Genomic DNA, 26,380 nt, shown 5'->3' with positions numbered 1-26,380 from the left:
GCACCGCCCATGGCCACCGTTCGCTTCTCAGGCGTGAACAAGTCCTACGGCCCGATATCCGTCGTCGACGACCTGAACCTGGAACTGCCCGACGGGTCGTTCACGGTGCTGGTGGGTCCGTCCGGCTGCGGCAAGTCGACGTCGTTGCGGATGCTCGCCGGCCTCGACTCGGTGACCTCCGGGACCATCACGATCGGTGATCGGGACGTCACGCACCTGCAGCCGCGCGACCGCGACGTCGCCATGGTGTTCCAGAACTACGCGCTGTACCCGCATCTGACGGTGCGGGAGAACATCGCCTTCCCGCTGCGCGCCTCCAAGGAACCGCGCACCGAAGCGCTCAAGCGCGCCGACGAAGTCGCCGAATCCCTCGGGCTGGCACAACTATTGGGACGCAAGCCGAAGGACCTCAGCGGTGGTCAGCAACAGCGCGTCGCGATCGGGCGCGCCATCATCCGGCAGCCGTCGGTCTTCCTGTTCGACGAACCGCTGAGCAACCTCGACGCAAAACTGCGCGTCGAGACCCGCACGGAGCTCCTGCAGATCCAGCGCAGGCTGGGCATCACCTGCCTCTACGTCACGCATGATCAGGAGGAGGCGATGACCTTGTCCGACCGCATGGTCGTGATGCGCGAGGGGCGCACCGCCCAGGAGGGCACGCCCGTCGAGGTGTACGACACGCCGCGGGACACGTTCGTCGCGGCCTTCGTCGGCAGCCCCAAGATGAACCTGCTCGACGGCGAGCTCACCGACGGGATATTCACGCTGCCAAGCGGATTCACCGTGAGCGTCGAACGGGTGAAGGCCAGCGGCACGGTCACCGTCGGCATCCGGCCCGACGACCTGGTGCCCACACCGGCCGCGGACGCCGACGCGCGGGTGAAGCTGATTGAACTGCTCGGCCCGAGGGCGATCGTCACCATCGACGCCCGCGGCACCGAACTCACCAGCGTCGTCGAAGCGGCGCGGCTCACCGGCATGGCCGAGGGCACCCCCGTCGTGCTCTCGGCCCGACCTGGCGCCGTCCACGTCTTCGACGCACAGACCGGCCAACGCGTCGTTGGCGCCATCGATGAGAACGAGACGAAGAGGAACGAAGTTCACTGATGACCAAGACAGTGGTGGTTACGGGCGCGGGTTCCGGCATCGGCCGGGCGATCGCGATGACACTGGCGCAACGGCAGTGGCGGGTGGTCGTCACCGACGTCGACGGTGACGCGGCACGTGCCGTCGCCGCGGCGCTCCCGGCGGATGACGGTGCCCAGCACGAATCCGCTGTGCTCAACGTCAGTTCGCCCGCCGACGCGACCTCGGTGGCGTTCGACGTCACCGATCGGCTCGGTCTCGACGCCTGGGTCAGCAATGCCGGCATCTCGTTCATGCACCGGTTCCTCGACGCCCCGATCGAGCGCTACGACCAGACGATGGACGTCAACCTCAAGGGCGTGTTCGTGTGCGGGCAGGCCGCAGCACGCGCCATGGTGCGCAGCGGCACGGCGGGGGCGATCGTCAACACCGCCTCCATGGCAGGCAAGCAGGGCCGGGTGCCGTTCCTGTCGGACTACGTGGCGTCGAAGTTCGGCGTCGTCGGCCTCACCCAGGCCATGGCGTACGAGCTCGGCGAGCACGGCATCACCGTCAACTGCGTGTGTCCCGGCTACGTCGAAACTCCCATGCAGTCACGGGAACTCGAGTGGGAGGCGACGTTGCGCGGCACCACCACCGATGGCGTGCGCGCGATGATGATCGACGACACCCCGCTGCGACGCCTCGAACAGCCCGAGGACGTCGCGCTCTCGGTCGCGTTCCTGCTGTCCCCCGACGCCCGCTTCATCACCGGTGAAGCCCTCGCCGTCAACGGCGGCGCCTACATGGACTAGTCCGCGAATCCGACTGTCCCACACCACACCCGAGAAAGGCACACCGTGACCACCACCTGGCTCGACGAGGTCTTCAATACCCGCAAGCCCGTCATCGCCATGCTGCACCTCAACGCCCTGCCCGGCGACCCCGGATACGACGGCGCGGGAGGAATCGCTGCCGTCGTCGATCGCGCCCGCGAGGAACTGGACGCCCTGCAATCGGGCGGCGTGGACGGCGTGATGATCTCCAACGAATTCAGCCTGCCGTACCTGACCAAAACCGAACCGATCACCGCGATCACGATGGCGAGGATCATCGGCGAACTCTTGCCGGAACTGCAGGTGCCCTACGGCGTCAATGTGCTGTGGGACGGCCGGGCCTCGATCGACCTGGCCGTCGCCACGGGTGCGAAGTTCGTCCGGGAGATCTTCACCGGGGTGTACGCCAGCGACTTCGGGCTGTGGGACACCAACGTCGGCGAAGTGGCGCGGCACCGCGTCCGGGTCGGCGGTGCGGGCGTGAAGTTGTTCTTCAACATCGTTCCCGAGTCGGCCACCTATCTCGCGGCGCGCGACCTCGGGTCCATCACCCGCACGACGGTCTTCGCGACGCTTCCCGACGCGATCTGCGTATCGGGTGCAACCGCGGGCGCACCGACGGATGCCGACGCACTGCGCGTGGTCAAGGCAGCCGCGGGCGACGTGCCGGTGTTCGTGAACACGGGCGTGCGGGCCGAGAACGTGGCCGACCAACTCGACATCGCCGACGGCGCGATCGTGGGCACGTACTTCAAACGGGACGGCGTGTTCGAGAATCCCGCGCAGCGCTCGCGCGTGGAAGAGCTGATGGCACAGGCGCGAAAGTTCCGCGAGCAGCTAACCTGACGGCGTCGCCAGGAGCGCCAACACGGTGGCACATTTGCCATTTAGGGGCGGCAGCGCAAATAGCGTCCCGAGCGGGGAATGACGGGCATACGCTCGCCCCATGATTGCGCGACACTAGGGGGAAATCATGGCTGCAATTGGCTTCGTGGTTCCGGTCCTGCCTGGAAAGGCTCAAGCAGATCGTGACTGGTTGGCAGAGATGGGGGAAGCCCGCCGGGCGGAATACGAGGCGGTCTGGAAGAAACACGGCTTGACCCGGCACATGGTGTGGCAGCAGGAAACACCCAACGGGACCGTCGACGTCGTGTTCTTGGAGGCCGACGACATACCGACGGCCATGCAGGGCATCACGTCATCCGACGACGAGTTCAGTCAGTGGTTCCGCGACCGGGTGAAGGACGTCCACGGCATCGATCTGAAGTCGGATCCAACGCCGGTGTCCACACAGATCCACGACCACGGCTTCTAGCGGCGCGTTCGGCGGCCGGGCTACTGCGCGCGGCGAGTCCGTTCGTACCGGACGGCCAGTTCGTCGAGCGGCACGCGATGGCCTTCCGCGCAACGGATCTCGACGGTTGCCTCGGCTCCACAGTCCTGGTGGGTCAGCCGCAGCTTGGTGTCGTTGAGGTGCTTGCGGCCCCACTCGAACATGGCCCACACCACCGGCATGAAGTCGGTTCCTTCGTCGGTGAGCACATACTCGTCGCGGCTGCGCTGCCCGGGCTCGCGGTAGGGCCGCTTCGCCAGCAGACCGGCCTCGACCAGTTCGGACAGCCGGGCGGACGTGGCCGCCTTGGTGATGCCGACGCGGCGCGCGAAGTCGTCGAATCGCGTGGTGCCGTAGTACGCCTCGCGCATGATCAACATCGCCGACTTGGTGCCCACCAGCGCCATCGTCTTCTCGACCGGGCAGTGGCCGACGGCGGACCAGGTGGTGCGATCGGCGAGGGCGCCCTGCAGGACTGTCATGTAGATCACTCCATCGCTGGGTTGTTGTCACTAGACCTAGGTGTTACATCTAAGTATATAGGGCAGTACTCAGCGACGAGTTCCAGGAGGATTCCATGGCCGAATATTCGGACCGCGACGCCGTCATAGTTGGCGCCGTACGCACCCCCGTCGGGAAGGGCAAGGCCAACGGAGCGCTGCACGACGTGCTGCCCGCCGACCTGCTCGCCCACAGTCTGCGCGAGATCATCGCCCGCACCGGCGTCGACCCTGCGAAGGTCGACGACGTCATCGCCGGCGCCGTCACTCAGGTCGGCGACCAGTCGGTGAACATCGCGCGCAATGCGGTGCTCGGCGCCGGGTTCCCGGAGACGGTGCCCGGTACGACCGTCGACCGCCAGTGCGGAAGCAGCCAGCAGGCAATCAGTTTCGCCGCCCAAGGTGTCCTCGCGGGCTCCTACGACATCGTCATCGCGGCGGGTGTGGAGTCGATGTCGCGGGTGCCGATGGGCAGCGCGGTATTGCCGGGCAGCGACCCGTTCGGCAAGGCGTTCGGCGAGCGATACTCCGAGGGCCTGGTGCCGCAGGGCATCAGCGCCGAGCTGATCACCGCCAAGTGGGGCCTGTCGCGCACCGAGCTCGACGAGTTCTCCGCGGCCAGCCACGAGAAGGCCGCCCGCGCGACCAAGGAGGGCCTGTTCGACAACGAGCTGGCGCCGATCGCAGGCCTGTCCACCGACGAGACCATCCGTCCCGGCACCACCGTCGAGGCGCTCGCCGGACTGCGGCCCGCCTTCTTCAACGAGGCGTACGCGGCGCGGTTCCCGCAGATCAAGTGGGACATCACGCCGGGCAACAGCTCGCCGCTGTCCGACGGCAGCGCCGCGGTGATGATCACGAGCGGAGCGGTGGCCCGCAACCTCGGACTGAAGCCGCTGGCGCGCATTCACACCATGACGGTGACGGGGTCGGACCCGCTGTACATGCTGACCGGCGTCATCCCGGCGACGGAGAAGGTGCTGGCCCGCGCCGGCCTGACACTCGCCGACATCGACCTGTTCGAGGTCAACGAGGCGTTCGCTCCCGTCGTGCTGGCCTGGGCGAAGGACACCGGCGCCGATCTTTCGAAGACCAACGTCAACGGTGGCGCCATCGCGATCGGACATCCGTTGGGGGCCAGCGGTGCCCGCATCATGACGACCATGGTCAACGCGCTCGAACAGCGTGGCGGACGGTACGCATTGCAGACGATGTGTGAGGCCGGCGGCATGGCCAACGCCACCATCATCGAGCGGCTGTAGAGCAGCGATTTCGGCGTGTTCCGTCAACCTCAGCGTTACGGAACACGCCGAAATCGCAGGGGGTTAGGCGCGGTTCAGCTCGAACAGCGGAATGACCCGGCTCGTCTTGACCTGATACTCACCGAACGCCGGCGCCGCTGCGGCGACCTTCGGGAAGACCTCTTCGCGCTCGCCCGCCTGCAGCTCACGGGCGATGACGTCGTAGTCCTCCGTGCCCAATTCGATGTGCGCCTGCGAGTTGGCCCGCAGATTGTGCACCCAATCCGGGTGTGTATCGGCACCGCCCTTCGAGCCGACGATGATGATCTTGCCGTCGATCGTCAGGTACGCCAGCGGCGACACCCGCGGTTGACCCGACTTGGCGCCGGTCGTCGTCAACAACAACAGGGTCATGCCCTCGAACGGGCCGCCAACCTTGCCGCCATTGGCGCGAAACTCGTCGGCGACGCCAGCGTTGAACGCCTTGAAGTCTGATATCTCGGTCATGGCCCGATCAACCCGCCCCGGCCCGTCGCCTATTCCGGCGCCGCCAGCGACCGCAACGCGGGCAGCAGCCCATCGGCGATCATTTCAGGGCGCGGGCCCAGCGAGCCGACCCTCAGGATCAGGTGTTGTGCGCCGGCATCGACGTAGTGCCCCAGCCAGTCGAGGCACTCCTGCACGGAGCCGCCGCGGATCGCCTGCACGTGGCGCATCACGTCGAGAGGATGGCCGTAGTACGCACGCAGATACGCATCGAGTTCGTTGTCCGCGCTTGCCTTGTCGTCGGTGATGTTGACGGTGGCATATAGCGCTGGCGTGATCTCGCGCGCGGCGGCAGAGCGGATTTGGTCCCACGCGCGGCCGTACTCATCGGCGTCGGGCAGATACGGTAACCAGCCGTCATAGGTGCTCGCCACGCGCTCGATGACCTTTGCGGAGGCGCCGCCGGCCAGCCACACCGGCGGCCCACCCGACCGCGCCGGGGGCAACGCGTCGGCGAATTCTCCTTGGCCGTCCCACGTCCGCCGCCACAGGGCAACTGCCTCGTCCAGGCGGGCGCTGCGACCGCCGAATGGCATTCCCACCGCGTCGAATTCGCGGCGACTTTCCGGTAGCGGCGCTCCGGCTCCCAGCCCGAGGATCAGCCGACCGCCGGACAACTGATCGACCGTTGCAGCCTGCGCCGCGGCGAGCAACGGGTGACGCAGCGGCGCGATCATCGCGGCCGTCCCCAGCGTCACGCGTTCGGTGACCGCGGCGACGGCGGCGAGGATCGACAACGGCTCGGCACGCGTACGCGCCAACAGCGAATCACCGATCCACACGGAGTCGAATCCGGCGGCTTCCGCGGTCCTGGCGAAGTCGACGAGACCGCGCGCGTCGTGCCTGCCCGTCATCGCGGTCTCCCGGCTGGGCAACATGATCCCCACGCGCAGCGGGACTGTCATCGCTCGACGCGCTCCAGTTCGAAGATCGGGATGACGCGGCTGGTCTTCGCCTGAAATTCCGCGAAGCCGGAGACGGCCGCGACCTTCGGAATAAAGTCCGCGCGCTCCTCGGGCGACAATTCGCGCGCCGTCACGTCAAACGACTCACGGGCCAACTCCACGTGCGCATCAGGGTTCACGCGCAGGTTGTACACCCACGCCGGGTTGACGTCCGCGCCGCCGAACCCGGCGATGACGAACAGCTTGCCGTCGATCCGCCGGCAGGACAGCGGCGACATCCGCGGCTCACCGGACTTCGCGCCGGTGGTCGTCAGCAGCAGTATCTCGCCACCGCCGAACGCGCCGACCTTGCCGTCGTTGGTGCGGAACTCCTCGACGATTCTGGCATTGAACGTCTTGATGGCCTCGGGGTCGGGTCGTTCGGTCATGCCTCTTCAAGCTGCTTCGACATGGCGTCTATTCCGGTCAGGCGCGATTGAGCTCGAACAGCGGGATGACCCGGTTGGTGTTGGCCTGATACTCGCCGAAGCCCGGTGCGACGTCGACGACCTGAGCGAACACCGAATCGCGCTCCTCACGTGGCAATTCACGGGCGATGACATCGAAGGCTTCGGTCCCCACCTCGACGTGTGCCTGCGGGTTGGCACGCAGATTGTGCACCCACGCGGGATCGACGTCTGCTCCGCCGTACGACCCGATGATCAGCATCTTGCCCTCGACCGTGAACGACACGAGCGGCGTCATCCGTCGCGTGCCCGTCTTCGCACCGGTTGCGGTCAACAGAACGACGGTGGCGGCCTCGAACGGTCCACTGACGTTGCCGCCGTTGGCGCGGAATTGCGCGACGACGTCCGCGTTCATCGCGTTCAGTTCGTCGAGGTCGGGTTTGTCAGCCACTCATCCTCCGGTCGTCGGCACTGCGTCGGCGTCCTTCTTCGGCTTGGCGTCGATTCCGGATTCCTTGCGCTGCTGCGGGGTGATCGGCGCAGGCGCATCGGTCAACGGATCCACGCCACCACCGGACTTCGGGAATGCGATCACCTCGCGGATCGAGTCGACGCCGGCCAGCAGCGCGGTGATGCGGTCCCAGCCGAACGCGATGCCGCCGTGCGGGGGCGCACCAAAGGTGAACGCGTCCAACAGGAATCCGAACTTGTCCTGCGCTTCGTCGTGGTCGATGCCCATCATCGCGAAGACGCGTTCCTGGACGTCGCGGCGGTGGATGCGGATCGAGCCGCCGCCGATCTCGTTGCCGTTGCAGACGATGTCGTAGGCGTTGGCCAGCGCACTGCCCGGATCGGTGTCGAACGTGGCCTCGGATTCGGGCTTCGGCGCGGTGAACGCGTGGTGCACGGCGGTCCATGCGCCGGAGCCGACGGCGACGTCGCCCGCTTCGGTGGCCTCGTTGGCCGGCTCGAACAGCGGCCAGTTCACCACCCAGGTGAACGCCCATGCCGCCGGATCGATCAGGTCCAGTCGCTTGGCGACCTCGATGCGGGTGGCGCCGAGCAAGGAGCGTCCCGCCTTGGCAGAACCCGCCGCGAAGAAGATGCAGTCCCCCGGCTTTGCGCCGACGTGGGCGGCGAGACCGTCGCGTTCGGTGTCGGTGAGGTTCTTGGCGACCGGCCCGCCGAGCGTGCCGTCCTCGGCGACCAGCACGTAGGCGAGACCCTTGTGGCCGCGCTGCTTGGCGAACTCCTGCCAGCCGTCGAGTGTGCGCCTCGGTTGCGATGCGCCACCCGGCATGACGACGGCACCCACGTACGGCGCCTGAAACACGCGAAACGTGGTGTCGGAGAAGTACTCCGTGCACTCGACGAGCTCGACGCCGAACCGTAGATCGGGTTTGTCGGAGCCGAACCGCCGCATTGCGTCGGCGTAGTCGATGCGCGGGATCGGGGTGGGCAGGTCGTAGCCGACGAGCGCCCACAGCGCCTTGAGCACCTGCTCCGACACGGCGATCACGTCGTCGGAGTCGACGAAGCTCATCTCCATGTCCAGCTGCGTGAACTCGGGCTGACGGTCGGCACGGAAGTCCTCGTCGCGGTAGCACCGCGCGATCTGGTAGTAGCGCTCCATACCCGCCACCATCAGCAGCTGCTTGAACAACTGCGGGCTCTGCGGCAATGCGTAGAACGATCCCGGCTGCAGCCGCGCGGGCACCAGGAAGTCGCGGGCGCCCTCGGGTGTCGACCGGGTCAGTGTCGGCGTCTCGATCTCGACGAAGTCGTGGTCGGCCAGGACACCGCGTGCGGCGGCATTCACCTTGGAGCGCAGTCGCATTGCGTTTCCGGGGCCCTCGCGACGCAGGTCGAGGTAGCGGTATTTCAGCCGCGCTTCCTCACCGGGAGTCTCGTCGAGTTGGAAGGGCAGCGGCGCGCTCTCGCTCAGCACCGTCAGCGACGTCGCGTTGACTTCGATCTCGCCGGTGGCGATGTCGGCGTTGGCATTGCCCTCGGGTCGGGTCTCGACGATGCCGTCCACCGCGATGCAGAACTCAGCACGCAGCCGGTGTGCCTGCTCGAGCACGTCGACCTCGCGGAACACCACCTGCGCCACGCCCTGCCAACTTCCCGGGTCGCTGCGCTCCTGCCCTCCGGAACCGTCGCGGAGGTCGATGAAGATCACGCCGCCGTGGTCGCGCCTGCGCGCCACCCACCCGGCCAACGTCACCTTCTGGCCGGCGTCGGTCGACCGCAACGAACCGGCGGCATGGCTGCGCAACACGAAAACTCCCTGGGAAAGGCCTGAGACGAGGACTGCCACAGTGTAGTGGGGCGGCCTTGGCCGGTATTTTGGCGATCGTGGGTACGAGCATCGCGGTCGTCGGACCGGGCGCGATCGGCGCGACCGTCGCCGCGTTGGTGCACGACGCCGGCTACCCCGTGCTGGTGTGCGGGCGCACGCCCCGTGCGTCGATCGAGGTGAGGCCGGACGACGGCGATCCGATCGTGGTGCCCGGCCAAGTGCGGACCGATCCGAGTGGCGTCGAGGGGCCGGTCGACGTGGTGCTGCTCGCGGTCAAGGACACCCAGACCGCCGACGCGGCGGCGTGGCTGGCTCGACTCTGCGATGCGAACACCGTCGTGTGCGCGCTGCAGAACGGTGTGGAGCAGGTCGAGAGGGTGGGCCGGTACTGCCCCTCGTCGACGGTGGTGCCCTGCGTGGTGTGGTTCTCGGCCGAGACGCAGCCGCAGGGCTGGGTTCGGCTGCGCACGTCGGTGCGGCTCGTACTGCCCGATGACGAGGCGTCCCGGCAGCTGGCGCAGATCCTGCGGGGGCCTCGTCTCGTGGTGGAGAACCATCCGGAGTTCGTCGACGCGGCCTGGCACAAGTTGCTGGTCAATGCCGTCGCCGGGCTGATGGTGCTGACGGGGCGCAAGTCGGGAATGTTCCGCCGCGCCGACGTCGCCCGCCTTGGCCGCGACTACCTCACCGAATGCCTGGCGGTGGCTCGGGCGGAGGGCGCCGGTCTCGACGATGGCACGGTCGACGAGATCCTCGACATGTTCAGCGCGGCGCCCGAGGACCTGACCACGTCGATGCTGACCGACCGCGAGCACGGTCGGCCGCTGGAGTGGGACATCCGCAACGGCGTCATCCGCCGCAAGGCCGCGCAGCACGGGCTGTCGACACCGATCAGCGACGTGCTGGTGCCGCTGCTCGCCGCCGCCGGCGACGGCCCCGGCTGACGGGTAGACACCTGACCCTAGGCTGTCTACCCATGGCGAAGACCCATCCTTGTGAACCCGTCGGCCTCGACTTCATCGACGACGCCCCGTTCCGATTCGTCAGCACGGTGAATCTGGCCATCAGCCCCGAGCAATTGTTTGAGGTGCTCGCGGACGCCGAGTCGTGGCCGCACTGGGCGACGGTCATCACGAAGGTGGTGTGGACCAGCCCGGAGCCACGTGGCGTCGGCACCACCCGCACCGTCAGCATGCGCGGCGGCATCGTCGGCGATGAGGAGTTCCTCGCATGGGAGCCGTTCTCCCACATGGCCTTCCGCTTCAATCAGAGCACGTCTGACGCCATCTCCGCGTTCGCCGAGGACTACCGGGTGGTTCGAACGCCCGGCGGTTGCCACCTGACGTGGGTGATGGCGATCAAGCCCAAGGGTGTGGCCGGCCGGCTCGGGATGACGCTGGGTCGGCCGTTGATGGCCTGGCTCTTTCAACGCTTCCTGCACAACCTGCGGCGGTATGGCCACGAGCGCTACGCCACCAGGGCGGCTGATCAGTAGAGGCCGCCCCACGCCTCACGCCGAGGGGCGTCGGGGTCGGCCACGGTGTCGTCGCGGCTCGATCGGATGACTCGGGTGCGGCGCTGCTCCGCGTCGTAACGCGGCCATTCCGGACCCAACTCCCCCGTGGCGAAGTTCAGCCACGTGCGCTGCATCCGCCGTCCCACCGAGGGCTGCACCCGACGCCCGAGCGGGTGAATCTTGCGGCCCAGATACGACGAGTAGCTGTGCTGAACGTGCACGATCTCACTGCCGTGGGTGGCGCCCAGCCCGAGCACGCGCAGGCTCCACGCCGCGTGGTCGAAGCGATACACGTAGGTCGGGGCGTGCGCGCTGTACGCGTCGGCGAACGCCCAGGCGGGCGCGCAGAACATGGCGTCGGATCCGATGGCCACCAGCGCACTACGCCGCGGATAACCCGGGTAGGCGGCCAACACCCGCGCCTTGGCTTCGGGGGCCGTGCGGGCGAAGTAGGCGTCGATGCTGTCCCGCGTGGTCGGCAACATGGGCGGCTTGCCCCATGCGAACATCGACGCTTCGTGCGTGTTGGCGCCGATGATCAGCGGAATCCGGGACACCGCTCCCGCGCGGGCCGCCTCGATCGGGTGGCGGGGAAGCAGATCGACGCCGTAGGTCAGCCCGTACGCCAGGGTCGGGCTGGTGGCCACGCTGTCGGATTGCAGCTGGCCCGCGGCACGACGTAGCGGGCGCTGCGGCAGCGACTTGATCTCGTCGACACCCACCCCGAGCCGCTCCACGAAGCGTCGGGCCTGCCGGGCGCGGGTCTCGCGGTCGGCGATCAGCGGCAAGGCCGGGCTCTGCGCGATCGCGCGGCTGAACAGGCCCTCGGAGGCGGGGCTCGCCAGCAACGCCAATACCGATGTCGCACCGGCTGATTCGCCGAACACGGTGACGTGGTCCGGGTCACCGCCGAACGCGGAGATGTTGTCGTGCACCCAGCGCAGCGCCGCGAGTTGGTCGCGCAGGCACAGGTTGTCGTCGAAACCGTCGCCGAGGTCGCTGAGCTCGAAACCGCCGAAGACACCGAGCCGGTAGGTCACGTTGACGACGACGACGTTGCCGTTGCGGGCCAACCGGGATCCGTTGTAGAGCTGCAACTGACCCGCGCCGTACACGAAGGCGCCACCGGGAATCCACACCATTACGGGCAACGACCCGGTCGGGTCCGGCGACCACACCGTGACCGTCAGACACGCCTCGTCACGGATCTTCGGATCATCCCTTCCTCCCCCAACGAACGACCGGCCCTGCGGGGGCAACGGCCCGTGTTCGACGGCGTCGCGCACGCCGCGCCATTTTTGCGGCGGCAGCGGCGCCAGGAAGCGGCGCTCTCCGACGGGCTGCTCGGCGTAGGCGACGCCGCGCCACACGTTGACGCCGCCCTCCGTGGTACCCCGCAGCAGTCCGCTGGAGGTCTGCGCGACGGTCGAGAGTTCGGCGGTTTCGCTCGGGGCGGCCACCCTTGAATCGTAGTGTGGGAAGCTGAACCCGGCTGGCGCCCAGCCTTGCGGCGAACTGTCGACGGACGCGGACGGAGCGGCTTGATGACCTTCAACGAGGGTATGCAGATCGACACCAGCACCACGTCGAGCAGCGGCGGAGGCGGTGGCGGAGGCCGCGGGATCGCAATCGGGGGCGGACTCGGTGGACTGCTGATCGTCGTGGTCGCATTGTTCCTCGGCGTCGATCCCAGCACGGTGCTTCCGCAGGAAGGCGCGGGCCAGTACGACTCCCAGGGCGTCGAGGCTCCCGGCTTCGATCTCAGTCAGTGCAAGACGGGCGCGGACGCCAACAACATCGTGCAGTGCCGCGTCGTGGCGACGGGCAACTCCGTCGATGGTGTGTGGTCGCAACTGCTGGACGGCTACACCAGGCCGAAGGTGGAGCTGTTCAGCCAATCGGTCAACACTGCGTGCGGCCCGGCGACGACGGACGTCGGCCCGTTTTATTGCCCTGGCGACAAGACCGCCTACTTCGACACCACGTTCTTCGACACGCTCGTTTCGCAATTCGGTTCCAGCGGTGGGCCATTCGCACAGGAGTACGTCGTTGCGCACGAGTTCGGCCACCACGTCCAAGACCTGCAGGGCGTCCTCGGCCGCGCACAACAGGGCCCCGGCGGCGCCGAGGGCAACGGCGTGCGCACCGAACTGCAGGCCGACTGCTATGCGGGCGTGTGGGCGCATTACGCGGCCATCACCAAGCAGGAGAGCACGGGCGTGCCGTTCCTGGAGCCGTTGTCGGACAAGGACATCGCCGATGCCCTTTCGGCCGCATCCTCCGTCGGCGACGATCGGATCCAGCAGTCCACGACGGGCCGGGTGAACCCCGAATCGTGGACGCACGGTTCGTCAGCCGAGCGTCAGAAGTGGTTCACCACCGGTTACCAGACGGGCGATCCGAACAAGTGCGACACGTTCTCCGCCCGCGACCTCGGCTGAGCCTGGTTCCCGCGCCGCGATGACCAACGAGGACCTGGAACCCGACACCAAGGACTGGACCTGGGTGCTGGACCGACCCTGCCCGGACTGCGGCTTCGACGCCAGTGCGATACACCCGACCGACGTCGCGGAACGCCTCCGCCATGACGCGGCCGACTGGCCCGCGCGGCTGGCGCGCCGCGGGGCGACGGACCGGCCCCGCCCCGGAATCTGGTCGGTCCTGGAGTACGGCTGCCACGTCCGCGACGTACACCGGATCTTCGACCGTCGCGTGCGACTCATGCTCAACGAGGAAGAACCGCTGTTCCCCAACTGGGATCAGGACGAGACGGCCGTGGCCGACGACTACGCCGCCCAGCACCCGGCAACCGTCGCGGCGGAGCTGGTCGCGGCCGCCGACGCCGTGGCCCACACCTATGCGACGGTTCCCGACGACGCCTGGGCGCGGCGCGGCCTGCGCAGCAATGGCAGCGAGTTCACCGTGGCGTCGATCGCGGTCTACCACCTCCACGACGTCGTGCACCACAGCTGGGACGTCACCCCGGCTCGTTGATCCGGTCGCAGGCCACGCCGGCGCGCGTCCTGCCCTTCGGACGAGCCCTGCCGTTCTGGTCGGCTCAACGACGCGACGACGGCATCATCCGATTACCCCGGGGTTCGCTGCCACCTGCGGCGGGCACCTCAGAATGGCCGTCATTGTGAGTTTGCTGACTGTTTCGCTCAGCAATCTTTCAGAACCTCTCGATGCGCATCGCCAGCACTCGGGCACATCAACCGGCCACCTACACCAGCGAACCCATAGAGATCCAACCAGCCCAGTTGGCAACCCGATGAACTGCACAGCCAGCGGAAATAACCGAACTGCAGGCAAACCATATGGCGACCGTCGAATGAACAGATAAATTCACATCGAATCCCTAGAGACACATCCGCACCACGCGTGGTAACTTCTCTGACGTCGGGTACAGAATTGCTGAAGGGAAGAAAATCATGGGCCAGCAGTACAAGAAAACGTCACGCAAGTTCTTCGCCGCAGCCACCATGGCCACCGGCACCGTGGCACTGGGTGCCGCGCTGGCGCTCGGCTCGGCCGGAACGGCGTCGGCCGATCAGAACGTCGTCACGAACACCGGTAACAAGATCACTCCCGGCCTGGTCAACCTGGGCGTCTTCGGAGGCAATGTCTTGAGCGGCCTCGGCGGTTTGCTGGGCACCGCACAGGTCAACGGCGGCACCGTAGGCACCAACGCCATCACTCAGGTCGGCACCGCGATCGGCAACGGGCAGGTCCAGGTTGGCACCGCAGGCACGAACGCCATCACTCAGACCGGCACAGCGGGCACGAACGCGATCTCGCAGACCGGCACCGCGGTCGGCAACGCGATCAATCAGGTCGCCGGAACTCCGTAACGCGGCACGAAGAAGGGACACCCCGCCCGCGAACCGGGTAGCACGTCCCCCCGAACATGGACACCGCCACAGGCGGTGTCCATGTTCGTTTCTCACCCGACCCGCCCATTGACCACTTTGAACACATGTCGCTAATGTGTTCAAATGCGTGCGACGGCGGGTCCACCCGCCAGGGCGGTATCCCCGGCACTGCTTGCCGCCGCCACCGACACGTTGCGGCGCATGGGCCCTCGGCAGTTCAGCCTCACTTCGGTCGCCGAAGCAGCGGGCGTCTCACGGGGCACGGTGCACAACGCCTTCGGAAGCCGCGACCAAGCCATCAAAATCGCGCTCGATCACCTCGCGGCGCAGTTCATCGACGCCATGCGCAACGAGGTCGACAAGGTCGAGAACCTGACCGAAAAGGTCTCCGCCGCTGCGGTCTTGATTTGCGCGCACCGTCAGAACTCGGACTCCGTCCCACCGCGCGGCATCAACGAGAGCATTGTCGTCCTGCTGCTGCGCAACATCGGTGACGACCTCGTCCACCGAGCCATCGAATTGTGGAAGCCGCTCGTACGCAGCGCCCAACGCTCCGGCGAGGTCGGTGCCAACGTCGATCCGGCCAGGGCCAGCGAGTGGATCGTGCGGATACTGCTGAGCTTCGAGTTGTTGCCGCCGGTTGGCGTCAAACTCGACAGTCCGCGATCGGTGAAGCGATTCGTATCCGACCACATCGTGGCCGGGTTGACTGGAATCCGACAGGGAAGGACCACATGAGCCAGCCCGACTACGAGGTCGCGATCATCGGCGCCGGACCCGGTGGCATCGCCGCGGCACACCTGTTGCGGCAGAAGGGCATCGAGGACTTCGTCATCATCGAACGCGGTGACGACTTCGGTGGCACGTGGCGGGACAACCACTATCCCGGCCTGGCCGTGGATATTCCCACGCTGTGGTATCAGCTGTCCTTCGCGCCGAATCCGGACTGGACCCGGTTCTTCGCACCAGGACCCGAGATCCACCGCTATCTGCGCGACACCGCGACCAAGCTCGGCCTCTACGACCGGTTGCAGCCGAATTCCGAAGTAATTCAACAACGGTGGGCCGACGCCGACGGCGTGTGGCGGCTAAAGATCGAGGGTGGGCCCGACGTCACGGCGCGGTTCCTGATCAGCTCGGTGGGTGGCTACGTCAACGCCAAGGAGTCAGTCGACATCGACGGTGTCGAGGACTTCGCGGGCACCATCATGCGACCGAATGCGTGGGACGACACCTACGAAACCGACGGCAAGCGGATCGCAATCGTCGGTACCGGATCCAGCGGCGTGCAGATCGCAGCCGCCCTCTCCGCCGACGCCGCCGTCCTCGAGGTCTACCAGCGCACACCGGCTTGGGTGTTGCCGAAAGTCGACTTCGACATTCCGCCGTTGATGCGCAAGGCATTGCGGCTGCCCGGCGTCGTCGCGGCCGTCAACGTGGCGGGCCGGGCGCTGATGGACGCCGCGATGGTGGCACCCATCGTGCACGTCTTCTCCCGCCTTCCGGAACGCGTGCTGGTTCGGCTCATGCCGTTCTACGACGCGTATTGCCGGGCGCTGTACCGCCTGCTCCTACGTACCGTCGTGCACGACCCCGCCACCCGGCGCGCCCTGGTGCCCCGTTACGGCATCATGGCCAAGCGGCCCGTCATCTCCAGCACGTTCCTTCCCGCTCTGAACAATCCGAACACCCACCTCGTCACCACGCCCATCGAGCGGATCACCTCCGACGGCGTACGAACCGTCGATGGCCGGGATCATCGCGCCGACCTCCTCGTCCTGGCCACCGGGTACGAGCTGTGGACCGACCCCGAGACCTACCGGCCGGGAACCGTGCTGGGCGCCAATGGTTTCGACCTGGCCGAGTACTACCGCGCCCACGGCCTGCACAGCTACGGCGGCTCGGCCCACCCGCGGCTGCCGAACCGCTGGGAGATCGTCGGGCCCCTGGGGTTCGTCGGTTTCGCGTGGCTCGACTACGTCGAGACCACGGCCGCGCATGCCGTGCGGATCATCGACGAGACCCGGCGTCGTGGCGCCGGCGTCGCCGAAGTCAGCCAGGATGCGTTCAACCGGTGGAACGAGACGATGGCACGCCGCGGCAAGACGGCCCATCTGTACTTCACGGAGTGCAGTCTCGGCCTGCGCACGTACTTCATCAACTCGCAGAACGACACCGTGTACCACCGACCCCAGACCATCACCGGGTCGCGGCGCTTCGCCCGCCGCTCACCGCTGTCCGACTACGAGTTCACCCATCGATCCGTGCGCACGACGCCCGTGCCGCTACCCAAGGAGCAACTGGCATGACCGACACCGACACTCCGCTGGCCGGCCGCGTCGCGTATGTGACCGGAGCTGCCCGCGGGCAGGGGCGTTCGCACTGCGTGCGGCTCGCGCGCGCGGGCGCCGACGTCGTCGCGATCGACGCGTGCGGACCGGTCGCGGAGCACAACGGCTACGAGCCGGCGACGCCAGAGGATCTCGCCGAGACGGTGAACCTCGTCGAGGGCGAGGGCCGCAAGATCCTGGCCAGAACCGTCGACGTGCGCGATGCCGCAGGCCAGCAGCGGGTGATCGCCGACGCGATCGAGCAGTTCGGGCGCCTCGACATCGTGGTGGCCAACGCCGGTGTGCTGAATTGGGGTCGACTGTGGGAGATCTCGGCCGAGCAGTGGCAGGAGACCTTGGATACCAACCTCACCGGGCTGTGGCACACCATCAAGGCCGCCGTCCCATCGATGATCGAGGCCGGCAACGGCGGGTCGATCATCACCATCAGTTCAGCGGCGGGCATCAAGGCGGTACCCGGTTGCGGACACTATTGCGCCAGTAAGTTCGGCGTCGTCGGGCTGACCAATTCGCTGGCAGTTGAATTGGGCGAGTTCGGGATTCGGGTCAACTCGGTTCATCCGTACGGTACCGACACGCCGATGGGCAACGACCTGTCGATGTACAAGGTGTTCCAGGATCACCCGCACTACATCCACAGTTACTCCCCCGGCGCCCTGCCGACGGATTCATTGGCCGCGCCCGACCTCATCTCCGACATCGTCGTGTGGCTCGCCAGCGATGCGTCGTCCCTGCTGACCGCGGCTCAAATCCCGGCGGACAAGGGATATTTGAAGATCTGAGCTACAGCCGCGCCGACGCGTCTATCGAGGTGTCCGTGGTGCGCAGCGGACGGATCATGGCGTCCTGAGCGAACGACGCGATGAGCTCACCGGACTCGGTGTGTACCGCGCCGCGCACGTACGACATGCCCGCCCCCACCTGTGTGCTCTCGTGCGTGTACAGGATCCAGCCGTCCCAACCGAAGGGCTCGTGGAAGCTCACCGAGATCGTCATCGGCGCGGTGGACACCGTAAGGTGCGCCTGACTGGTGCCGATGCCCTCGTGCGCACGCATCGTCGTCGAAATACCCAGGTGCCCAGTGAAGTACGCGACCAGTGCCTTGCCAAGGTCATCGCGCGACGGCGTCGGGTCGTAGTGCAGCCAGGCGAACAACTCCGGGGGGCCCACCTCGTCGGGGCTGTTGACGTCGACGACGTCGACGAGGCGCAGTTGGCGCCCGATCATCGGCATCTCGGCGTGGTTGGCGTCGGCTGGCGACGCCACGTCGGGGCGGGGCAGGTGGTGGCGAATCACGTCGCCGGACGGCACGTCGGTGAACACCGTCACGGTGATGCAGCGCTTGCCGTTCTGCACGACCGATACGACCGCGGTCGCCGTCGTGCGGCCCTCGGCGACGACGTCGACGGCGAGTTCGACCGGCGGGCCGACCACGACGGCGCGCGCGAATACCGCGGAGGCAGAACGCACGGACTTCTCCGGAAAGCGCTTGGCCACCGCCACGATGGCCTGCGCCAGCACCTGCGTGCCCTCCACGACCTGACGTTCGTCGGCGGCCGCGATGCCGGTCTGACCGATGAACCGGTCGACGCCGTCGGGTGCTACGTCGAACAGGTCGAGTAGGCCGTCGACGGTCCACTGAAACTGATCGGATTCCGTGGTCATGATGCTGGCACCTCTTTCGGTGAGTGACGTTCGTTGACGTGGTAGCCGCAAGCTCACCACAGCCTCTGCAAAAACGGTAACGTCATTCTCATGGGGAAGCCCACGGGACGCTCGACTGCCGGCGCGGCGGACGGCGGCGCGGTCGACGAGGAGTCCCGCGCCAGCCGGTTCATGCGATCGGCACTGGCGATCCTCGGCGAGACCGGCCGCACCGACTTCACGGTGCTCGAAGTGGTGGAACGCTCGAAGACCTCGTTGCGGTCGTTCTACCAGCACTTCTCCACCAAGGACGAGTTGCTGCTGGCGCTGATCGAGAAGATCATGGCGGAGTCGACGCTGAGTTGGCGCGCGGCCACGGACGGCCTCGACGCCACGACCGCGCTGCAGCGGCTGATCGAGAAGATCAGCGCGCCGGCGTCGACGTCCACGCAGGACAGCATCAATCGCGGCTTGACCTTCTACAACGACCACCTCGCGGAGTCGTTGCCACGCGAATACGCGCGGGTGCTGTCGCCGTTGCACCAGCTCATCGGCGACATCATCACCCGTGGGATCGACGAGGGCACCTTCGTCGCCGACGTGGACGTCGACACCACTGCGGCACTGATCATGCAGACCGTGCTGGGCGCCATGCGCCTGCGCGTACTCGGCGCCGAACTGAACGGGGTGCCCATCGAAGGCGGGCACATCTTCACGTTTTGCATCCGCACACTCGCAAAGTGACCGCGGACCCCCTCTGAACTGCAAGATCACCCTTCCTACCGTGCCTGCATCCAGGGTGGTGACGTCTCTGCACCCAGCGTGGTAACGTCATTACCACTTCCGCACAACACCACTCTCAGGAGGCGCACATGCCATCCCGCGAACTGTCCTATCCCGTATTCGACGCCGACAATCACTTCTACGAGCCCAAGGAAGCGCTGACGCAATTCCTGCCGGACAACCGCAAGGGCGTCATCGACTACATCGACGTCCGCGGCCGGACGAAGATCATGGTTCGCAACGTGGTCAGCGACTACATCCCCAACCCGACGTTCGAGGTCGTCGCCCGACCCGGCGCCCAGGAGGACTACTTCAAGCACGGCAGCGGCGGCAAGAGCTACCGCGAGGTGATGGGCAAGCCGATGAAGGCCATCCCCGCCTTCCGCAACCCGGCCGCACGCCTCGAGGTGCTCGACGGGCTCGGCCTGGACTACACGCTGATGTTCCCGACGCTGGCGAGCCTCGTCGAGGAGCGCCTGAAGGACGACCCCGACCTGATCCTCGACATCGTTCACGCGCTGAACCAGTGGATGTACGAGACGTGGCAGTTCAACTACGAGGACCGCATCTTCTCCACGCCCGTCATCAACCTGGGTGTCGTCGATCGCGCGCTCGAGGAACTGGAGTGGTGCCTGGAGCGTGGCGCCAAGACCGTCCTGGTCCGCCCCGCGCCGGTGCCCGGCTATCGCGGCAGCCGTTCGCTGGGCCTGCCGGAATTCGACCCGTTCTGGGACGCCTGCGTGAAGGCCGGCATCCCGGTCTCCATGCACGCCTCGGACAGCGGCTACTCCCAGTACCTCAACGACTGGGAACCCGGCGACGAATTCAAGCCGTTCGCCCCGACCTCGTTCCGCATGGTCGCGATGGGCAAGCGGCCCATCGAGGACACCATGGCGGCACTGGTCTGTCACGGCGCCCTGACCCGCAACCCCGATCTGCGGATCCTGTCGGTCGAGAACGGCGCGTCCTGGGTGCCGTACCTGTTCTACCAGTTCAAGGACGTCTTCATGAAGATGCCGGACTCGTTCCCCGAGGATCCGATCCAGGCGTTCAAGCGCTGCGTGTACGTTGCGCCGTTCTGGGAGGACGATTTCAAGAAGATGGCCGATCTGTGCGGCATCGACCGCATCATGTTCGGCTCGGACTGGCCGCATCCCGAAGGACTGTCCGACCCGATCAACCTGGTCGACGACCTCGAGCGCAACGGCCTTGACGAGGAGGGCGTCCGAAAGGTGATGGGCGGCAACATGGTCAACCTCTTCAAGGTGCCCAACAAGATCGTCCACAAGCCAGACGTGCCTGCGCTCGTCCTGACCTGAGAACCGCCCGACCGTTGCGAGCGTAGTGGTGGTAGCCACCGGTGCGCTCGCAACGGCGACGGGCCCGATTTCGAAGAGGCTGGCCAATAGCATGACCACCACCGCCGACTCACCCGAACGGTTGTTGTTCGCATCGACCGCGCAAGCCTTCCTGGAGAAGGAGGCCTCACTGAGCAGGGTGCGCGAATTACATTCGGCGGGCGCCTCGTTCGAAGCCGACTGGTGGCAACGCGCCGCCGAGTTGGGCTGGGCCAGCCTGTTGGTGCCCGAGGAGCTCGGTGGCGGCAGTGTTTCCGGCGACGGCGTCGCCGATCTCGCGTTGATCGCCGAATTGGTCGGCAAGACCGTCGCCCAGGGTCCCCTGCACCCGGTGAGCACGGTGCTCGCCGGGCTGGCCGACGCCGAGAATGCCGAAACGCATTCCGGCGTCATCGAATCGCTGGTGTCCGGAGAGCTCGTCGGATCCTGGGCGGTTTACGAGCCCACACGGCCGTGGGCGCCGCTGCAGGCCACGGTCACGGCAACGCGGACGGCGTCCGGCTTCCGGATCGACGGCGTCAAGGACCGGGTCGAAGCCGGCGCCGAGAGCGGCATCTTCCTGGTCGTCGCGCAGTCCGACGGCGTGGTCCGCCAATTCCTCGTTCCGGCAGATGCTTCCGGCGTTTCGATCGAGGCCCAGAACTCCCTCGACCTCGTCAAGCGCTACGCCAGAGTGACTTTCGACGGCGTCGAGGTCGGTGAGGACGCCGTGGTCGGCACCGCGGCCCAGACGGCGGCGCTCATCGAGCGGCAGTCCCAGATCGCCCAAGTGCTGCAGTGCGCCGAGGTGGTCGGCATTCTCGACACCGTGTTCGGCTTCACCGTTCAGTGGGGGCTGGATCGACATTCGTTCGGTCGGCCGCTGGCCTCATATCAGGCGCTCAAGCACAAGTACGCGGACATGAAGATCTGGTTGGAGGCGTGTCGGGCCACCACCGCTGCGGCGGTCGCCGCGGTCGGCGCGCGTGCGGCCAATGCCGAGATGGCGGTCAGCGTCGCCAAGTCCTACATCGGAGAACACGCGCCGGGCATGCTGCAGCTGTGCGTACAGATGCACGGCGGCATCGGCGTCACCTGGGAACACGACCTCCACCTGTACCTACGCCGAGTCACGCTGAACCGCTCGATGTTCGGCACTCCCGAAGACCACAACCTGCGTGTCTACGCGCTCACCGAGAAGCTGGAGTCCGCGTCATGACCGAGACGACGTCAGCGACCGCCACGACCACGGAGACGGTCGCCGAGTTCGCCGCCAGGGCGCGGGTCTGGCTCGCCGCGAACATGCCACGGGTCGATCCGGCGAACCCGCCGGACGCCGACCGCGGCGCCGAGGGCCCCTGGCTGCGCGCGCGTGAATTGCAGAAGAAGCTGTACGAAGGCGGCTTCGCCGGAATCTGCTTCCCGAAGGAGTACGGCGGCCTCGGCCTGCCGATCGCCTACCAGCGCGCGTTCGACGTGGAATCACGCGACTACGAGCTGCCGATCATCCTCAACACGCCGACTTTCACCATCTGCGCCGCGACGATCCTCGACACGGGCAGTGAGGAGCAGAAGCGCGACCGCATCTCGGCGGCCATCCGGGGCGACGAGGTCCTGGTTCAGCTGCTGTCCGAGCCCAGTGGCGGATCGGATCTGGCCGGCGTCATCACCCGGGCCGACCGCCGGGGCGACAAGTGGATCATCAACGGCGCCAAGACATGGAGCACCAGCGCGTTCGCCGCCGACTACGGCTTGCTGCTGGCACGCACCAACTGGGACGTGCCCAAGCACGAGGGACTCACGATGTTCCTGGTGCCCATCAAGAGTCCCGGCATCACCATGCGCAGGATCAAGCAGGTCGACGGCGGCAACGAGTTCTGCGAGGAGTTCTTCGACGACCTCGAACTCGGCGACGACGCCGTCGTCGGCGAGGTCAACGACGGCTGGGCGGTGGCGTCGCGGCAGATGTTCCACGAGCGGCGCGCCGTCGGCGGTGGTTCCGAATTCTCCAGTGGCGTAGGCGCCGAGGGTGAGACGGACCAACCCGTCGACTACGTCGCACTGCTGAACGCGACGGGCCAGACCGACAACGAGCGGGTCCGCGAGATGGCCGGCCGCGCACTGGTGCATCGTGCCGTCCAGGACCAGTTGGTCGACCACGTCTACCACGGCGTCTTGGACGGCTCCCTGCCTCCCGCGGCTGGCTCGATCATCCGGATCACGCACGCGGAGACCGTCCAGTTCGAGATCGACACCGCGCTGGCCATCGCGGCCAGCTCCGGCGTCGTCGACGACGGCAGCGGATTGTTCCGCTACGGCGAGCGCTACCCCTCGCGTCAGACCGCGTCGCTGGGCGGCGGCACCAACGAGATCGCTCGCAACATCATCGGCGAGCGCGTGCTGGGTTTCCCCCGCGAGTACGCCGCGGACCGCGGAGTGCCCTTCAACCAGGTGAAGCGCAACAGCGACTCGGCGCGCTAACCGATTGCCGCAGAGGGCTGCTGGGCGACCTCTGCTCGGGCCCGCCCGCGCAGCCGCGATTCGAACGCGCTCAGGATGTCGTAGTAGTGCGTGGGCGCCAGCCGGGCGAGGGCGTCGAAGAGATAGGCGTCGGGTCCGACGAGGATGCGCGCCTTGCCCTGTTCGACCCCCCGATGGATGATCTCCGCTGCCTTGGCGGGCTCGGTCATGGTGATCGCCGCGAACTCCTGAACGATCTGGTCGTGGCTGCGGCCGCGGCCCTCGGGGTCCTTGCGGAAGCGGGCGTTGCGCACGATGTTGGTGTTGATGCCGCCCGGGTGCACGTTGACGGCCCTGACGCCGGTGCCGCGGAGTTCTTGGCGCAGCGAGTCCGTGAAGCCACGGACGGCGAACTTCGCCGAGCAGTAGGCGCTCTGATTCGGCATGCCGACCAGACCGAACACACTCGAGGTGTTCACGATCGCCCCGGAGTCCTGGGCGACCAGGATCGGCAGGAACGCTCGGGTGCCGTTGACCACGCCGTGGAAGTTGATGTCCCACAACCAGTCGTCGTCCTCGGCGACGGAATCGAGGACGCTCGACGACACCGCGACGCCGGCATTGTTGAACACCGCGCCCAGCGGCGCGGGCGCCCAGTCCCGGACTTCGGCGGCGAAGGCGTACTGCGCCTGCCCGTCCCGGACGTCGAGGATCTTGGTCAGCGTCGGTCCGCCGATGCTCGCCTCGGTCTCCTTCAGTCCCTGCTCGTCGACGTCGGCAATTGCAACGGGGCAACCGTGCGATGAAAGCCGTTGTGCCAGAGCCCGACCGATACCGGAGGCGGCGCCGGTGATGACCACCGTGCGTCCGCTGATCACGTTCGCGGCTGATTTGCTCATGCGGTCTCCTCTGACTGGGCGGTTGAGATGGGCGAACTGTCGAGATGGTCGGCGATCAGGTCGACAATGCGGTCCCATGCGCCGGCAGGCAGGTCGTGGCCCATGCCGACGATCGTCTCCAGCCGTGCACCGGGGATGGCTGCTGCAGTGGCGGCACCACCGGTCGGATGGACCATCCTGTCCCGATCGCCATGGATCACCAGGGTCGGCACGTCGATGTTCCGCAGTTCCGCCGTGCGGTCCCCTGAGGCGAAGATCCCTGCCAACTGCCGTGCCACGCCGTCCGAGGTCGGATCGCGATCCCAAGCCAGACCGGCCTTCTCGCGTACCCAGGCCTCGTCGAACGGGAATCCGTGCGACCCGATGTGACTGAAGATCCGCACCGCGTCGTTCATCGCCTCGAGCCGATTGCGCGGCGGCCTCGCGGTCGCCATCCGCAACCACGTCGACAACGCAGGACGCCCGATGCGAGGCGCACCGGTGTTCGACATGATCGACGTCAGCGTCCGCACCCGTCCCGGATAGTGCGCGGCGACGGTCTGGGCAATCATGCCCCCCATCGAGATGCCGACGAGGTGAGCCTCGCGGTGATCGAGCGCGTCCAGCAGACCGACGGTGTCGCGGGCCATGTCGCCGAGGTGGTACTGCCGCGCGTCGCTGCCGCCGCGCAAGATCGCCAACGGTTTCGGCTTCGGGAAGCTCGCATGCGTCGATCGGCCCACGTCGCGGTTGTCGAACCGAATCACCCGGTATCCCCGGCCGGCGAGCGTCGCGGCGAATTCGTCTGGCCAGCTGTGCAGTTGCTGCCCCAGCCCCGCAATCAACAGGACCGGCGGTGCCGTTTCGTCGCCGAACGCGTCGTAGCACAACTGGATGCCACGCCCGACGGGGATGATCGACTCGCCCGTCACGCCGACACCTGCTCGGCCCCGTCGTGCACCGCACTCAGCGTCCGCGGATGACGGCGGTAGACGACCGCCACCCCGCCCTGACCGGGCGCGGTGGCCACGCCGCGCGAATGCGCCGCCTCGCCTGCCGAATAGGTGGTGCCGAACTCGAACTCCCGCAACAAGATACGCAAGGTGACCATCATCTCCATGTTCGCGAATGAGGCGCCGATGCAGCGCCGGATTCCGCCACCGAACGGAATCCAGGCATGCGTGTCGGGCGGATTGCCGACGAAGCGGTCCGGGTCGAACACCGCGGCGTCGGTGAAGTTGCGCTCAGCGGCGTGGGCCAGCGAGATGCTCACCAGCACCACGTGCCGCTCGGGAATGACCCACTCGCCCAGCCTGATCCGGGCCTTGGTCACGCGCGCAAAGGCGTTGATGACGGGCCGCGTGCGCTGCACCTCGAAGATGGTGGCTTGCAGCAGGTCCGAACCCCCGGCGTCCACTTCCTCAGTGAGCCGGGTGAGCAATCGTGGGTGTCGACGGAGCCGCTCGACGGCCCACGCCAGCGTGGTTGCCGTGGTCTCGTGGCCGGCCGCGAGCAGAGTGAGCAACTCGTCGGCGACGTGGTCGTCGGAGATCGGCGACCCATCGTCGTACCGCGCCTGCAACAGCAGCGCCAGGACGTCGTTGCGTTCGTCGAACGCGGGGTCCCTGCGTGCGTCGGCGATGAGGCCGGCGATGACGGCGTCGTACCGCCGCCGCAGTTTCTGCACGCGGCCCCACGGACTCCACGGGCCGTAGTGTCGGCGCACGGCGGGCGGCATCACCGCCAGTCGCGACGCCTTGAGCACCATCGGCGGCAGGAGTTCGCGCAGTTCCTCCAGGGCGGCCCCGTCGGCTCCGAACACGGCGCGCAGGATGGCGTTGAGGGTGATCCGCATCATCGACGGCAGCGTCGCGAAGCTCTCGCCTTCTGGCCAAGCCGCAATTTCGCGCAATACCTCTTCTTCGATGATGTGCTCGTAACCCTGCATGCGCTTGCCGTGGAACGGCGGCACGAGCAGCTTGCGGCGCTGCCGATGTGCAGTGCCGTCCAGGCTGAACGTCGAACCCGGGCCGAGCACGTCCCCGAGCGTGCCGCCGCGGGCGATCAGGTCGGTGCTCATCGTGAAGAGTTCCTTGACCAGGGCTGGGTCGCTGATCACCACGGCCCTACCGAAGATCGGGAGGTTGAGCGTGAATTCCGAACCGTAGCGACGGCCCACGGCGGCGACCGCCTTGTCGCGCGCCGTCAGAAAGCCGATGCCCTGCACCAACTTCGGGATCCGCGGCGCGGGAGGGAGCCGTACCGGGTCAGTCGTCACCTCACCCATGATGGCGTTCACCCACGAGTCTCTCCCACGCCAGCACCTCCGGTCGGTACGAATAAGTACCGATTACGGTACGTCACG

At 67.1% G+C, this 26,380-nt stretch carries 28 protein-coding genes; 17 read left to right on the top strand and 11 right to left on the bottom strand.

Going from position 1 to position 26,380, the window contains the following annotated elements; genetic code table 11:
* Positions 1 to 9 precede the first annotated feature (9 nt).
* The 4 genes from N536_RS39840 (at position 10) to N536_RS0129680 (ending at position 3,216) form a co-directional block, all read left to right on the top strand.
* Positions 10 to 1,107: an ABC transporter ATP-binding protein gene (locus tag N536_RS39840; RefSeq protein WP_051574855.1), complete on the top strand. Its 1,098-nt coding sequence runs from the start codon at positions 10 to 12 to the stop codon at positions 1,105 to 1,107.
* Entirely contained in the window at positions 1,107 to 1,880 is a 774-nt protein-coding gene (locus tag N536_RS0129690; RefSeq protein ID WP_029116943.1) for an SDR family NAD(P)-dependent oxidoreductase, read from the top strand. Before N536_RS39840 ends, N536_RS0129690 begins: the two co-directional genes overlap by 1 nt.
* A gap of 45 nt (positions 1,881 to 1,925) precedes the next feature.
* Positions 1,926 to 2,747: a BtpA/SgcQ family protein gene (locus N536_RS0129685; RefSeq protein ID WP_029116942.1), complete on the top strand. Its 822-nt coding sequence runs from the start codon at positions 1,926 to 1,928 to the stop codon at positions 2,745 to 2,747.
* A gap of 127 nt (positions 2,748 to 2,874) precedes the next feature.
* The gene (locus tag N536_RS0129680) at positions 2,875 to 3,216 is read left to right on the top strand and encodes a hypothetical protein (RefSeq protein ID WP_155948794.1); all 342 of its coding nucleotides are present in this window, start codon (positions 2,875 to 2,877) and stop codon (positions 3,214 to 3,216) included.
* A 20-nt stretch (positions 3,217 to 3,236) separates the two neighbouring features.
* Here N536_RS0129680 and N536_RS0129675 read toward each other — a convergent pair whose 3' ends face one another.
* Positions 3,237 to 3,716 (bottom strand): helix-turn-helix domain-containing protein, encoded by a 480-nt coding sequence (locus N536_RS0129675; protein WP_036438129.1) that lies wholly within the window; start codon positions 3,714 to 3,716, stop codon positions 3,237 to 3,239.
* A gap of 95 nt (positions 3,717 to 3,811) precedes the next feature.
* On the opposite strand from N536_RS0129675, the gene N536_RS0129670 reads away from it, so the two are divergent.
* Entirely contained in the window at positions 3,812 to 4,996 is a 1,185-nt protein-coding gene (locus N536_RS0129670; protein ID WP_029116939.1) for an acetyl-CoA C-acyltransferase, read from the top strand.
* Between the two features lie 63 nt (positions 4,997 to 5,059).
* On the opposite strand, the gene N536_RS0129665 is transcribed toward N536_RS0129670, so the two are convergent.
* The 5 genes from N536_RS0129665 to aspS are packed head-to-tail and all read right to left on the bottom strand — an operon-like array spanning position 5,060 to position 9,153.
* Complete coding sequence (locus N536_RS0129665) at positions 5,060 to 5,482, bottom strand: nitroreductase family deazaflavin-dependent oxidoreductase (RefSeq protein ID WP_029116938.1); 423 nt, start codon at positions 5,480 to 5,482, stop codon at positions 5,060 to 5,062.
* Positions 5,483 to 5,511: 29 nt separating this feature from the next.
* Positions 5,512 to 6,426, bottom strand: coding sequence for an LLM class flavin-dependent oxidoreductase (locus N536_RS0129660; protein ID WP_029116937.1), 915 nt, complete (start codon positions 6,424 to 6,426; stop codon positions 5,512 to 5,514).
* Positions 6,423 to 6,854 carry a nitroreductase/quinone reductase family protein gene (locus N536_RS0129655; RefSeq protein WP_029116936.1) on the bottom strand — a complete coding sequence of 144 codons (432 nt, stop codon included), beginning with the start codon at positions 6,852 to 6,854 and terminating at the stop codon, positions 6,423 to 6,425. Before N536_RS0129655 ends, N536_RS0129660 begins: the two co-directional genes overlap by 4 nt.
* A 37-nt stretch (positions 6,855 to 6,891) precedes the next feature.
* The gene (locus N536_RS0129650; RefSeq protein WP_029116935.1) at positions 6,892 to 7,323 is read right to left on the bottom strand and encodes a nitroreductase/quinone reductase family protein; all 432 of its coding nucleotides are present in this window, start codon (positions 7,321 to 7,323) and stop codon (positions 6,892 to 6,894) included.
* The gene (gene aspS, locus N536_RS0129645) at positions 7,324 to 9,153 is read right to left on the bottom strand and encodes an aspartate--tRNA ligase (RefSeq protein WP_029116934.1); all 1,830 of its coding nucleotides are present in this window, start codon (positions 9,151 to 9,153) and stop codon (positions 7,324 to 7,326) included. It abuts the gene before it with no gap.
* 77 nt (positions 9,154 to 9,230) lie between these two features.
* Here aspS and N536_RS0129640 point away from each other — a divergent pair, with 77 nt between their 5' ends.
* Both N536_RS0129640 and N536_RS0129635 read left to right on the top strand, forming a co-directional pair.
* Complete coding sequence (locus N536_RS0129640) at positions 9,231 to 10,118, top strand: oxidoreductase (RefSeq protein WP_029116933.1); 888 nt, start codon at positions 9,231 to 9,233, stop codon at positions 10,116 to 10,118.
* Between the two features lie 32 nt (positions 10,119 to 10,150).
* Positions 10,151 to 10,669: an SRPBCC family protein gene (locus N536_RS0129635; protein ID WP_029116932.1), complete on the top strand. Its 519-nt coding sequence runs from the start codon at positions 10,151 to 10,153 to the stop codon at positions 10,667 to 10,669.
* Here N536_RS0129635 and N536_RS0129630 read toward each other — a convergent pair.
* Entirely contained in the window at positions 10,663 to 12,150 is a 1,488-nt protein-coding gene (locus N536_RS0129630) for a carboxylesterase/lipase family protein (protein ID WP_029116931.1), read from the bottom strand. The genes N536_RS0129635 and N536_RS0129630 overlap by 7 nt on opposite strands.
* A gap of 84 nt (positions 12,151 to 12,234) precedes the next feature.
* On the opposite strand from N536_RS0129630, the gene N536_RS0129625 reads away from it, so the two are divergent.
* The 6 genes from N536_RS0129625 to N536_RS0129600 all read left to right on the top strand — a co-directional run bounded on the left by N536_RS0129625 (position 12,235) and on the right by N536_RS0129600 (position 17,695).
* The gene (locus N536_RS0129625; protein WP_029116930.1) at positions 12,235 to 13,131 is read left to right on the top strand and encodes a neutral zinc metallopeptidase; all 897 of its coding nucleotides are present in this window, start codon (positions 12,235 to 12,237) and stop codon (positions 13,129 to 13,131) included.
* Positions 13,132 to 13,150: 19 nt separating this feature from the next.
* Positions 13,151 to 13,684, top strand: a complete 534-nt coding sequence (locus N536_RS0129620) for a DinB family protein (RefSeq protein ID WP_029116929.1) — start codon at positions 13,151 to 13,153, stop codon at positions 13,682 to 13,684.
* A gap of 437 nt (positions 13,685 to 14,121) precedes the next feature.
* Complete coding sequence (locus N536_RS0129615) at positions 14,122 to 14,541, top strand: hypothetical protein (RefSeq protein ID WP_029116928.1); 420 nt, start codon at positions 14,122 to 14,124, stop codon at positions 14,539 to 14,541.
* 144 nt (positions 14,542 to 14,685) lie between these two features.
* A complete protein-coding gene (locus tag N536_RS0129610; protein WP_036438092.1) occupies positions 14,686 to 15,300 on the top strand; it encodes a TetR/AcrR family transcriptional regulator in 615 nt (204 codons plus the stop codon).
* Entirely contained in the window at positions 15,297 to 16,871 is a 1,575-nt protein-coding gene (locus tag N536_RS0129605; RefSeq protein WP_029116926.1) for an NAD(P)/FAD-dependent oxidoreductase, read from the top strand. Before N536_RS0129610 ends, N536_RS0129605 begins: the two co-directional genes overlap by 4 nt.
* Complete coding sequence (locus N536_RS0129600; RefSeq protein ID WP_029116925.1) at positions 16,868 to 17,695, top strand: mycofactocin-coupled SDR family oxidoreductase; 828 nt, start codon at positions 16,868 to 16,870, stop codon at positions 17,693 to 17,695. Before N536_RS0129605 ends, N536_RS0129600 begins: the two co-directional genes overlap by 4 nt.
* A gap of 1 nt (position 17,696) precedes the next feature.
* Here N536_RS0129600 and N536_RS0129595 read toward each other — a convergent pair whose 3' ends face one another.
* Positions 17,697 to 18,578 (bottom strand): acyl-CoA thioesterase II, encoded by an 882-nt coding sequence (locus N536_RS0129595; RefSeq protein ID WP_029116924.1) that lies wholly within the window; start codon positions 18,576 to 18,578, stop codon positions 17,697 to 17,699.
* A gap of 90 nt (positions 18,579 to 18,668) precedes the next feature.
* On the opposite strand from N536_RS0129595, the gene N536_RS0129590 reads away from it, so the two are divergent.
* The 4 genes from N536_RS0129590 (at position 18,669) to N536_RS0129575 (ending at position 23,158) form a co-directional block, all read left to right on the top strand.
* Positions 18,669 to 19,301: a TetR/AcrR family transcriptional regulator gene (locus tag N536_RS0129590; RefSeq protein WP_029116923.1), complete on the top strand. Its 633-nt coding sequence runs from the start codon at positions 18,669 to 18,671 to the stop codon at positions 19,299 to 19,301.
* A gap of 128 nt (positions 19,302 to 19,429) precedes the next feature.
* Positions 19,430 to 20,659: an amidohydrolase family protein gene (locus tag N536_RS0129585; RefSeq protein WP_029116922.1), complete on the top strand. Its 1,230-nt coding sequence runs from the start codon at positions 19,430 to 19,432 to the stop codon at positions 20,657 to 20,659.
* A gap of 91 nt (positions 20,660 to 20,750) precedes the next feature.
* The gene (locus N536_RS0129580; protein ID WP_029116921.1) at positions 20,751 to 21,896 is read left to right on the top strand and encodes an acyl-CoA dehydrogenase family protein; all 1,146 of its coding nucleotides are present in this window, start codon (positions 20,751 to 20,753) and stop codon (positions 21,894 to 21,896) included.
* The gene (locus N536_RS0129575; RefSeq protein ID WP_029116920.1) at positions 21,893 to 23,158 is read left to right on the top strand and encodes an acyl-CoA dehydrogenase family protein; all 1,266 of its coding nucleotides are present in this window, start codon (positions 21,893 to 21,895) and stop codon (positions 23,156 to 23,158) included. Before N536_RS0129580 ends, N536_RS0129575 begins: the two co-directional genes overlap by 4 nt.
* Here N536_RS0129575 and N536_RS0129570 read toward each other — a convergent pair.
* Genes N536_RS0129570 through N536_RS0129560 form a run of 3 tightly spaced genes read right to left on the bottom strand, consistent with a single transcriptional unit; the run spans position 23,155 to position 26,302 of the window.
* The gene (locus N536_RS0129570; RefSeq protein ID WP_029116919.1) at positions 23,155 to 24,036 is read right to left on the bottom strand and encodes an SDR family oxidoreductase; all 882 of its coding nucleotides are present in this window, start codon (positions 24,034 to 24,036) and stop codon (positions 23,155 to 23,157) included. The genes N536_RS0129575 and N536_RS0129570 overlap by 4 nt on opposite strands.
* A complete protein-coding gene (locus N536_RS0129565; RefSeq protein ID WP_029116918.1) occupies positions 24,033 to 24,947 on the bottom strand; it encodes an alpha/beta fold hydrolase in 915 nt (304 codons plus the stop codon). The genes N536_RS0129570 and N536_RS0129565 overlap by 4 nt, the downstream gene beginning before the upstream one ends.
* The gene (locus N536_RS0129560) at positions 24,944 to 26,302 is read right to left on the bottom strand and encodes a cytochrome P450 (protein WP_029116917.1); all 1,359 of its coding nucleotides are present in this window, start codon (positions 26,300 to 26,302) and stop codon (positions 24,944 to 24,946) included. The genes N536_RS0129565 and N536_RS0129560 overlap by 4 nt, the downstream gene beginning before the upstream one ends.
* Positions 26,303 to 26,380 lie beyond the last annotated feature (78 nt).

The organism is Mycobacterium sp. URHB0044, assembly GCF_000620625.1.
In the GTDB taxonomy this organism is placed as follows: domain Bacteria; phylum Actinomycetota; class Actinomycetes; order Mycobacteriales; family Mycobacteriaceae; genus Mycobacterium.
This window is presented reverse-complemented; position numbering and strand designations above follow the sequence as displayed.

Bases quoted from the DNA above. Each gene is read 5' to 3' on its own strand.
- N536_RS0129620 (WP_029116929.1), top strand. From the start codon at position 13,151: ATGACCAACGAGGACCTGGAACCCGACACCAAGGACTGGACCTGGGTG.
- N536_RS0129635 (WP_029116932.1), top strand. From the start codon at position 10,151: ATGGCGAAGACCCATCCTTGTGAACCCGTCGGCCTCGACTTCATCGAC.
- N536_RS0129580 (WP_029116921.1), top strand. From the start codon at position 20,751: ATGACCACCACCGCCGACTCACCCGAACGGTTGTTGTTCGCATCGACC.
- N536_RS0129675 (WP_036438129.1), bottom strand. From the start codon at position 3,716: ATGACAGTCCTGCAGGGCGCCCTCGCCGATCGCACCACCTGGTCCGCC.
- N536_RS0129595 (WP_029116924.1), bottom strand. From the start codon at position 18,578: ATGACCACGGAATCCGATCAGTTTCAGTGGACCGTCGACGGCCTACTC.
- N536_RS0129625 (WP_029116930.1), top strand. From the start codon at position 12,235: ATGACCTTCAACGAGGGTATGCAGATCGACACCAGCACCACGTCGAGC.
- N536_RS0129585 (WP_029116922.1), top strand. From the start codon at position 19,430: ATGCCATCCCGCGAACTGTCCTATCCCGTATTCGACGCCGACAATCAC.
- N536_RS0129590 (WP_029116923.1), top strand. From the start codon at position 18,669: ATGGGGAAGCCCACGGGACGCTCGACTGCCGGCGCGGCGGACGGCGGC.
- N536_RS0129570 (WP_029116919.1), bottom strand. From the start codon at position 24,036: ATGAGCAAATCAGCCGCGAACGTGATCAGCGGACGCACGGTGGTCATC.
- N536_RS0129575 (WP_029116920.1), top strand. From the start codon at position 21,893: ATGACCGAGACGACGTCAGCGACCGCCACGACCACGGAGACGGTCGCC.
- N536_RS0129680 (WP_155948794.1), top strand. From the start codon at position 2,875: ATGGCTGCAATTGGCTTCGTGGTTCCGGTCCTGCCTGGAAAGGCTCAA.
- N536_RS0129600 (WP_029116925.1), top strand. From the start codon at position 16,868: ATGACCGACACCGACACTCCGCTGGCCGGCCGCGTCGCGTATGTGACC.
- N536_RS0129690 (WP_029116943.1), top strand. From the start codon at position 1,107: ATGACCAAGACAGTGGTGGTTACGGGCGCGGGTTCCGGCATCGGCCGG.
- N536_RS0129605 (WP_029116926.1), top strand. From the start codon at position 15,297: ATGAGCCAGCCCGACTACGAGGTCGCGATCATCGGCGCCGGACCCGGT.
- N536_RS0129670 (WP_029116939.1), top strand. From the start codon at position 3,812: ATGGCCGAATATTCGGACCGCGACGCCGTCATAGTTGGCGCCGTACGC.
- N536_RS0129610 (WP_036438092.1), top strand. From the start codon at position 14,686: ATGCGTGCGACGGCGGGTCCACCCGCCAGGGCGGTATCCCCGGCACTG.
- N536_RS39840 (WP_051574855.1), top strand. From the start codon at position 10: ATGGCCACCGTTCGCTTCTCAGGCGTGAACAAGTCCTACGGCCCGATA.
- N536_RS0129665 (WP_029116938.1), bottom strand. From the start codon at position 5,482: ATGACCGAGATATCAGACTTCAAGGCGTTCAACGCTGGCGTCGCCGAC.
- N536_RS0129560 (WP_029116917.1), bottom strand. From the start codon at position 26,302: ATGGGTGAGGTGACGACTGACCCGGTACGGCTCCCTCCCGCGCCGCGG.
- N536_RS0129660 (WP_029116937.1), bottom strand. From the start codon at position 6,426: ATGACAGTCCCGCTGCGCGTGGGGATCATGTTGCCCAGCCGGGAGACC.
- N536_RS0129615 (WP_029116928.1), top strand. From the start codon at position 14,122: ATGGGCCAGCAGTACAAGAAAACGTCACGCAAGTTCTTCGCCGCAGCC.
- N536_RS0129655 (WP_029116936.1), bottom strand. From the start codon at position 6,854: ATGACCGAACGACCCGACCCCGAGGCCATCAAGACGTTCAATGCCAGA.